Annotated in this window: 7 protein-coding genes; 5 read left to right on the forward strand and 2 right to left on the reverse strand. The window is 66.6% G+C overall.

Features of this window, described 5'->3' with window-relative positions:
* Nucleotides 1–7: 7 nt before the first annotated feature.
* Both VB080_RS14765 and VB080_RS14770 read left to right on the forward strand, forming a co-directional pair.
* The gene (locus VB080_RS14765) at nucleotides 8–886 is read left to right on the forward strand and encodes a transketolase (RefSeq protein WP_323419218.1); all 879 of its coding nucleotides are present in this window, start codon (nucleotides 8–10) and stop codon (nucleotides 884–886) included.
* Between the two features lie 6 nt (nucleotides 887–892).
* Nucleotides 893–1,921, forward strand: a complete 1,029-nt coding sequence (locus VB080_RS14770) for a transketolase family protein (RefSeq protein WP_323419219.1) — start codon at nucleotides 893–895, stop codon at nucleotides 1,919–1,921.
* Here VB080_RS14770 and VB080_RS14775 read toward each other — a convergent pair.
* Together VB080_RS14775 and VB080_RS14780 are read right to left on the reverse strand one after the other, a co-directional pair.
* A complete protein-coding gene (locus VB080_RS14775) occupies nucleotides 1,914–2,531 on the reverse strand; it encodes a TetR/AcrR family transcriptional regulator (RefSeq protein WP_323419220.1) in 618 nt (205 codons plus the stop codon). The two genes, VB080_RS14770 and VB080_RS14775, sit on opposite strands and share 8 nt — an antisense overlap.
* A gap of 309 nt (nucleotides 2,532–2,840) precedes the next feature.
* Entirely contained in the window at nucleotides 2,841–3,614 is a 774-nt protein-coding gene (locus VB080_RS14780; RefSeq protein ID WP_323419221.1) for an META domain-containing protein, read from the reverse strand.
* A gap of 290 nt (nucleotides 3,615–3,904) precedes the next feature.
* Here VB080_RS14780 and VB080_RS14785 point away from each other — a divergent pair, with 290 nt between their 5' ends.
* Genes VB080_RS14785 through VB080_RS14795 form a run of 3 tightly spaced genes read left to right on the forward strand, consistent with a single transcriptional unit; the run spans nucleotide 3,905 to nucleotide 6,540 of the window.
* Nucleotides 3,905–5,044 carry a bifunctional glycosyltransferase family 2/GtrA family protein gene (locus VB080_RS14785; protein ID WP_323419222.1) on the forward strand — a complete coding sequence of 380 codons (1,140 nt, stop codon included), beginning with the start codon at nucleotides 3,905–3,907 and terminating at the stop codon, nucleotides 5,042–5,044.
* Nucleotides 5,037–6,050 carry a phosphodiester glycosidase family protein gene (locus tag VB080_RS14790; RefSeq protein ID WP_323419223.1) on the forward strand — a complete coding sequence of 338 codons (1,014 nt, stop codon included), beginning with the start codon at nucleotides 5,037–5,039 and terminating at the stop codon, nucleotides 6,048–6,050. Before VB080_RS14785 ends, VB080_RS14790 begins: the two co-directional genes overlap by 8 nt.
* Entirely contained in the window at nucleotides 6,037–6,540 is a 504-nt protein-coding gene (locus VB080_RS14795; protein ID WP_323419224.1) for a hypothetical protein, read from the forward strand. The genes VB080_RS14790 and VB080_RS14795 overlap by 14 nt, the downstream gene beginning before the upstream one ends.
* Nucleotides 6,541–6,592: the final 52 nt, after the last annotated feature.

Raw genomic sequence — 6,592 nt, forward strand, 5'->3', positions numbered from 1 at the left:
GAGGAAAATGAATACCGAAGAACGAGCCGAACTCATCGAAAGCCTACAGAGCAAGGCGGCCTATATCCGCAAACGGATCTGTGAGGCAGCCAACCGCATCGGCACCACGATGCACGTCGGCGGTCCGCTGTCAGCCACCGACGTGGCCGTGGCGCTCTACTACAAGTATCTGGGCTTCGATCCGGAACGCCTGGATGATCCGGATCGCAACAAGTTCATCCTGAGCAAGGGGCACAACGGCGTCCTGCTCTACAACATCCTGACCGACCTCGGCCTGTACGACTGGACCCACATCTTCGAGGGCTACAACGTGCCGGGACAGCCGTTCGGCATGCACCCGAACCGGAAGTACATCCGTGGCATCGAGGCGTCCACCGGGTCACTGGGGCACGGCTTGCCGCTGGGACTCGGCATGGCGATCGCCAATCGAATCGATCAGCGTGCCTCGCGCATCTACGTGATGGTGGGCGACGGCGAACTCCAGGAAGGTTCGAACTGGGAGGCCATCATGTATGCCGGTTCGCATCAGATAAACAATCTCGTGTGCATCGTCGACAACAATCGCGGTTCGGTCGCTTTCGAGTACGACGAGAACCTGCACTACGACATCTCCGCCGCCTTCGAGGCATTCGGATGGGAAGCCGCCGAGATCAATGGCAACGATATGGGTCAGGTCGTCGATACCTTCGAGAAGCTCACCGCCATCCCGGTCGACACCACCAGCAAACCCACTGTGATCGTCTCCAACACCCTCAAGGGCTATGGAGTGGATTTCATGATGGACGCACCCCGCTGGAAGTGGCACCTGGGGATGATCAACGATGAACGGCTGGCTCAAGCGATCGACTCGATCGATCGCGGACTGGCGGAGAAGGCAGCGAGGTAGGCAGAAATGCTCAAAGCAGACAATATGAGCAGCGGCGGGGTCAACATCAGCACCGACGAGATTATCCGGATGCTCAATGCACGCGACCTCGTGCCCAAGAAGATCCTTGATCTGATGAAGACCCACGATGAGATCGTCTACATTGCTTCCGACGAGATCGCCGCGGGCACCGCTCCTGCCGAGGCGAGGGCGGCGTTCGGCGAGCGCATTGTCGACGTCGGTATCGCTGAAGCTGATTTGCTGGGCGTTGCCACCGGGCTGGGACTGGCCGGCAAGATGCCGTTCGTCAAGACCTTCTCCGCGTTCCTCTCCCTGCGTGCCACCGATCAGCTGCACACCGACGTCGCGTACAACGACGTGCCGGTTCGGATCATTGCCACCCACGGCGGCACCACAGCCGGCGGCGGACCAACCCACTACGCCATTTGTGACTTCGCTATCGTCAGCGCGATCCCGAACATGACCATGATCGCCCCGGCGGACGCGGCGCAGGCGGTGAAGGCGGTGGAGGCATCGCTGGAGTACCCCGGCCCGATCTACATTCGCGTCGCGCGCGGCGAGGAGCCGGCGGTGTATCCCGAGGGAGCCGACTACGACTACCAGATCGGCAGGTCGATCCTTGTCCGCGACGGTTTGGACGCGACTGTCGTCGGCACCGGGATCGGGGTGTGGCTCGGCCAGCAGGCCTCGCAACTGCTGGCGCAGGAGGGCCTGTCGGTGCGCGTCCTCGACATGCACACCATCAAGCCCCTTGACACCGAGGCTGTGCTCAAGGCGGTCGACGAAACCGGCGTCATCGTCACCGTGGAGGACCACAACGTTCGCGGCGGCCTGGGCAGCCTGGTGGCGGAGACGATCGCCACGACCGGCCGGTCAGGGATCGTACGCAAGCTCGGCATCCCTGACGAGTTCGCCGTGCTTGGCTACGCCGAGGGTATCTACACCCACTACGGTTTCGACGTCGAAGGTGTAGCCGCCACGGTCCGCGACGCCATCAAGAACAAGAAGCGGGCGGGAGCAGCACCGATCAGCTGAGCGGTACTGGGCGGCGGAGCAGCAGTTCCGCCGCCCAGAAGCTCGTCAGCGCATCGGTGAGGTCTGCGACCGAGGCCTGACGGCCGCGCACCAGGAACTCGTAGCAGACGTAGAGCAGTTGATCCACCAGCATGGCGATTCTCAGTTCGGCCAGCGCACGCTCGGGCTGGGGCCGTTGCTGGGTCTCTTCGGCGAAGATCGCGATGCAGCGCTCCCGGATCAGGACGTCCTCTTCCAGAAATCTGGCGCTGCTGACGCTGGCACGGAACCCGACAGCGAGATAGGTGCTCTTGCGCCGGAACGCATCCACGGCCGCGTCCACACCGGCCCGCAACTCGGCTTGGGTGGTGGCCCTCGCCATCGCACGCAGCGCCGCATAGACGTCGGGGAGCGGATAGGTCCCGATCTCGATCGACAGCTCCGCCAGATCAGTGAAATGTCGATAGAACGTCGCCCGGCTGACTTGAGCCTCCTTGGTGATCATGCCGACGCTCGCGCCGTCGTAGCCCTTCTCGCGAAAGACCTTGATCCCCGCCTCGATGATCTCCTGGCGGGTGTCCGCCTTGCGGCGCTCCCTGGCGTTGAGCGGAGCCCCCGGTGTTTCCTGCACGTCGCCTCCCTGATCGAACCTGCGTCGGCAGCCGTAGCCAGCGCCAGCCCGTGTTCGCACACTTCGCAGGGCTGTCAACCATACCCCAAACCGTGAGACGTCTGGCTCATGATGCGTCGCGTGAATAGTCTCCTGGGGCTCCGAACGCCTCGTCGCGGTGGGGAAGGAGACCGTCCGTGGCCGCCGAATCCCGGGCGCGGCACCACCGGTCGGATCGTCGGGTTCTCCCTGACCTCCTGCCTCCAGACGCACCTCGATAGCAGTGTCATCGTGAGCGATTGGCCGCTGCTGGGGCCCCGGTGTCGCGGGTCAGGCAGCGGTGAACGTCAGCCCACGTCCGTCCGGAGCCGTCAGGGTCAGCCTGGCGTGCACTCCCTGGACAAGCTCGACGGACGTCACGTCGCCGAGAACCGCCAGCACCTGGCTCTCCAGCTTCATCACTCCCTCACCGGGGCAGGACATCCGGGTGGACATGATTCCACCGACCGAAATCGTGTCGTCCTTCAGCGTGTAGGGACCACCGAAGGTGTTGCAGACCTTCCCCGAGAGACGACCTTCGGCGAAGGACAGCGTCACCGCCACGTCCGCCGCCGGCGACGAGACCGCGTCAGCTTCGACCAGGCCGGTCAGCGTCCAGGTGGGACCTTCCACAGCGACCGGCGGGACGGGCTCCAGCCCCATCACGACCGTGCCGAAACTGTCGAGCAGTTCCAGCCCGGTGCTCACCCGGCGCATCCCGGCGACCGCGGTCAGTGCCGTCGTGACGGCCGCCTCCTGTTCCATCACGCCGTCGTCCGTGCAGGCCATTGCGGTCATCGCGAGCGGTTCGCTATCAAAGCTGAGGGCGGCGCCCGAGGAGCGATAGGCACCGCTGAAAGAGTTGCAGCCCCCGGAGCCGGACACGTGTCCTTCACCGTCGAAGCTGATCGACGGGCGATTCCCCGGCAGGGTGGGGCCGGAGTTCAGCTGGGTGACCACCCAGGAGGTGCCGGCCAGGGACGGCGCCGCATCTGCGGGGACGACGGCGGTACAGCCGCTGACCAGCAGGCCCAGTCCCACCGCCGCCACGACGAACCTCTTCATAGCTCTTCCTCTCCCCCGCCCGGCCGCGCGCCGGAACCGACGCCAAGCTCCCACCGTGCGCCGCACCTGGCCGATTCGCGCCGACAGGGGCGAACCTCACCATTGCTTCCTTGCCGGGGCACGCAGCGGCGCCGCCCCCATCCTGACACACCGCCTCCCGCAAGCACAGGCAGGGTGCGTGGTTGTGACGGTGCCGCGGTGGTTGAGGTCCACCCCTGCCCGGCAACCTCACAGCAGACGCACAACCTCACCCGATCTGATTGCAGGCCTGGCCACCAACACTCGGGGGCATGACAGCGGTTCACAGCCCCACTATCAGCCCACCATCGCTCGCAGGCCGTCCCACCGGTAACACGGTCTGGCCGGCTGCAGCCGTCGCCCTGGTGCCGGCCTACCAGCCAACCGACACCCTGCCCGGCCTGGTCACCGACCTCAACCACCAGGGCTTCGCGGTGGTGGTCGTCGATGACGGCTCGACCGCAGCCGAACCCATCTTCACCGCCATCGCCGACCAGGCGGTGGTGGTACACCACCGGGTCAACCTGGGCAAGGGAGCCGCGCTGCGCACCGGCCTGGAGTGGATCGGCGAGCGCTACCCGGCCGATGCGGTAGTGATCACCGTCGATGCCGATGGCCAGCACCGTCCGTGGGACGTCGCCGCGGTCTGCCGGGCCACGTTCGCGCAGACGAGTTCCCCTGCTGGCCGCCGGCGGGTGGTCCTCGGGGCCAGACAGGACGGACCCGGCACGCCAGCGCGCAGCCGGGCCGGGCACGCGGTTACCCGGTTGGCGCTGCGGCTGATGACCGGACTGCGCCTGTCCGACACTCAGACCGGATTGCGTGCCTTCCGGGCTTCCCTGATCCCGACCCTGGTCCAGATTCCGGGGCAACGCTACGAGTACGAGATGAACATGCTGCTGGCGCTGGCCGAACAGGGGATCCCGGTCAGCGAGGTCGGCATCGACACGGTGTACGACGACGCCACCGTCTCCCACTACCGCGGCCTGCGCGACTCACTGCGGATCGGTCGGGATCTGGTCGCCTTCAGCCTCTCGTCGATCGCGTCCTTCCTGATCGACTACGGCCTGTTCGCCCTGCTGACCGCCGTGCTCGGCTGGCTCACCGCCCCCGCAGCGGTGCTCTGGGCGAACATCCTGGCCCGGATCGGCTCGGCCACCGCCAACTACACCATCAACAAGCGGCACGTCTTCCACTCCCGCGGACGTACTGGCACGACCGCTCTCCAGTACGCCCTGCTGGCCGCCGGAATCCTGGTCGCCAATACCGCGGTGCTCGGCTGGCTCACCGGCGCCCTCGCGCTCAACCCGTACCTGGCCAAGATCGTGGTCGAGCTGACCTTCTTCGTAGTCAGCTGGCTCGTGCAACGCCATCTCATCTTCGCTCCGCGGCGGGACGCCGGCCATGAGTAGCCACGAATCCTCGCATCGGCCCAGCCGGCAGTCCGGCACGGCTGGCAGTAGCGACACCGCTGGCCGGCGCCCCCGCTCCTCCCGCATCGTCGGTGGCCTGTTCAGCCTGGTGCTGACCCTGTTCACCGCGTTCGTCCTGCTCGATACCTTCGTCATCCCGCATCGCTACGCCACCGCGGCGGCGGCGACGCCGACGGTCGCCGCCTCGTCGGCGTCAAGTAGTACGCCATCGACCGCGTCGCCGACCGCTGCCAGCTTCCCGTCCACCCTGACCCCGGAATCCGAACCCGTCAGCTACACGGATGCGACCAAGGCGATCACCATGGCCACCTTCCGCGTCGATGACACCGACGTGCACGTCGCCGACGTGGTGCTTACCGATGCCTCGGCGTTGCGCACCGCATTCGCGGAGAACACCTATGGCCGCAATGTCACCGCCACGACCTCGGACATCGCCACCGCCAACGGCGCCGTGCTGGCGATCAACGGCGCCTTCTATGGGGCACGCACCACCGGCTATGTCGTGGCGAACGGCCAGGTGTATCGCGACCAGGCCAGCTCCGCAGACCAGGAGGACCTGGTCATCTCCGCCGACGGCAGCTTCTCGATCATCCGCGAGGGCTACGTCACCGCGGCCGACCTGGTCAGCCAGGGCGCGGTCACCGTCCTCAGCTTCGGGCCGGGGCTGGTCGAGAACGGCCAGAGCATCGTCGAGGCCGGGGACGAGGTCGACAAGGCCATGGCCAGCAACCCGCGCACGGCGATCGCCCAGATCGACACCCTGCACTACCTGTTCGTGGTCGCGGACGGGCGCACCGATCAATCCGCAGGGTTGAACCTGGACCAACTCGCCGACTTCCTGGTCAGCCTCGGGGCGACCACTGCCTACAACCTCGACGGCGGTGGCTCCTCGACCATGTGGTTCTCCGGCGACATCGTCAACGTCCCCACCACCAATGGCAACCGTGAATCCGAACGAAAGGTGAGCGACATTGTCTACCTCTGATCCAGTCGGCCTGCCGTACCCGCCGATCGCATCCTCCGGTCCGCTGGCCCGCTCCGGGCCGTCCGGCAACCAGCGATCGCGCGACTCACGCACAGCGCTGACCTACCTCGCGGTCGCCGCGTTCTGCGGAGTGTTCGCCGCGGTCTACGAGCACTTCTCCCACGGCGTCTACTCCGCCTGGATGGTCCTGCTGTTCGCCTGGCCGCTGCTGGCCGGCGCCGTACCGTACGCCATCGCAGCCCTGCTCACCCGCCACGCGTCTGTTCCCGTCGGCCGGGGGCGCGACTGGGCCAGGCTCTGCCACCACGCCGCGATCGCCACCGCCACGATCGGGGCCTGTCTGAGCGGCGTCCTGGAGATCTACGGCACCACCTCCGACTGGCTCGCCTGGTACTGGGCAGCCGCAGCCGTCCTCGCTACCACGGCGCTCGGCCTGGCTGTTGGCAGCCGGCAGAGGCAAGCCCGTCACAGCCCTGCGAGGCTGGGCTGATGCTCCCCGCCCAACTGCCGGGAGCGCACTGGAACGGCGAACGAGCCAGCGG

Source organism: Propionicimonas sp., from assembly GCF_034927565.1.
Classification (GTDB): domain Bacteria; phylum Actinomycetota; class Actinomycetes; order Propionibacteriales; family Propionibacteriaceae; genus Propionicimonas.